Source organism: Bacillus sp. P4_D3 (assembly GCF_056401855.1).
This window is the reverse complement of record NZ_JBFUIN010000646.1, coordinates 1-1,760: the sequence shown is the minus strand read 5'-3', so window position 1 is coordinate 1,760 and position 1,760 is coordinate 1. Positions and strand designations below refer to the sequence as shown.

At 33.2% G+C, this 1,760-nt stretch carries 2 protein-coding genes and 1 pseudogene; 1 reads left to right on the top strand and 2 read right to left on the bottom strand.

Going from position 1 to position 1,760, the window contains the following annotated elements:
• On the bottom strand, nt 1-1,037 hold a 1,037-nt coding region (locus tag AC1DTM_RS25165), incomplete at its 3' end, for a dynamin family protein (protein WP_477001157.1).
• A gap of 218 nt (nt 1,038-1,255) precedes the next feature.
• Nucleotides 1,256-1,513 carry a hypothetical protein gene (locus AC1DTM_RS25160; RefSeq protein ID WP_002158543.1) on the bottom strand — a complete coding sequence of 86 codons (258 nt, stop codon included), beginning with the start codon at nt 1,511-1,513 and terminating at the stop codon, nt 1,256-1,258.
• Nucleotides 1,514-1,613: 100 nt separating this feature from the next.
• Here AC1DTM_RS25160 and AC1DTM_RS25155 point away from each other — a divergent pair.
• Nucleotides 1,614-1,760 (top strand): annotated as a pseudogene (locus AC1DTM_RS25155) (DUF418 domain-containing protein); the annotation flags it as partial.

Genomic DNA, 1,760 nt, shown 5'->3' with positions numbered 1-1,760 from the left:
AAATACGCGTTATCTAATATGGCTTGTAAACCTTTTATAAATTCATTTCTCACATCAGATTCTTTACTAGCCGCGCGATTTTTATTTTCAGTTAACTCTTCCTTTTTTTCAACTATCTCTGAAAGTGACAGTGGTGATGTTAATTCTTCTTCATATTTCATAAGATGTTTTTCATTTTCAGAAAGAATAAACGAACAATGTTCTTGCAGTAAATATTCTGTTTCTCGCTCCATTCCCTTTCTTACATACTGCTCTTTTTCTTTCATGATAGAAAAAATTAATGCTTCTAAACTTTGAATTTCATTGTATGGATGATTCATCATTCGCAATGATGTATAAAAAATACCATCCACTTCAATATCCCAGTTAGAAAAAGACTGTTTTACACTATCTCTATACTCTTCAAACGATAACTCATTTGCTTTATGTTTATCTATTTGGTTTACAACGAGATAAACCGTTTTATTACGTTGTTTCAATTCTTTAACAAATTGTAAGTTAACCTCTGATTGGACATGGTTATAATCCATCATATAGAAAATAACATCTGCTAAATGCAGTGTTGATTCTGTCGCTAATTGGTGGGCATCATCCGTAGAATCAATTCCGGGCGTATCAACTAACATAACCCCATCAGGAATTGGCGCATCATTTCGATAAATATGAACACCAATTACTTCATCACCGTCTTTACATATTTGTTTTAATTCTTCTGCTGAATATGCGCCGTCATATTCATACTGTTCTCCAGACTTAATCGTTACAACAACGCGATCAGATCCTCTTTCAATTTTAACGACGTTAGCACTCGTTGGAATCGGACTTGTCGGTAATAATTGCGCTTTATATAGGTGATTCATCATTGTCGATTTCCCCGCAGAAAAATGACCACAAAAAGCTAGCATAAGCTGCTCTTGTTTATATTTTTGAATCAATTCAAACAACTTCAAACTATTCTCTACATCGCCGTTTCTTTGCCACTCTTCATAAAAACAAACAAGTTTTTTCATACCGTTTGTCTGTACTATGTTTGTCATCCCCTTGTTCCCCTTTATCCAAGATGTATATACTTTATCCCGCTATTTGTGGGCAGTAAAAGCCCGTTTCGTGCGGTATAATAATCAATGAGGGATAGACCTCCCCGCTGATTAAAGTTTCACTTTATTATCATACTAAATTTTCAGCATATTCACATCAAAAATAAAAAATCCCTTTCATTCTTTTTACAAATGAAAGGGATTTTATGTAATATTATTCATTTTGTTGTTCCTACTCCATTTAATACATACTTTGTAACACCAACATATATAGCAATCGTTCCTGCAACAAGTGCATACACCATATTAACACACCAACCTTTTTTGATAATGATTATCAATTTTAAATACATTTTACCATTAAAGAGAATCATTATCAACAATTTTCTAAAAAAGAAAGCTCCTTCGGGAAAAGGAGCTTTACTGCCTGTTTTAAAGAAGTTTAAAACTTGCTGTGCACTCTTATTATATCTCATAATGCACATCTTAACAGTTTTAAAAATTGGAAATCTCCTCTATACCCTTCACCTTACATTTTGTATAATAAAAGGGATTTACTTAATAAGGAGGAAAATAATGACACGAAATATTCCACAAGGCGAGAGGATACACTCAATTGATATCATTAGAGGAATAGCTGTACTAGGTATTTTTCTTGTTAACTGGCCAGTTATTGCCGGAGTTGACTCAAGTGAAATTTCAGGGATTTACGAAGGAGTAGAC

Coding starts and splice junctions, on each gene's coding strand:
- AC1DTM_RS25160 (WP_002158543.1), bottom strand. CDS start 1,513: ATGAGATATAATAAGAGTGCACAGCAAGTTTTAAACTTCTTTAAAACA.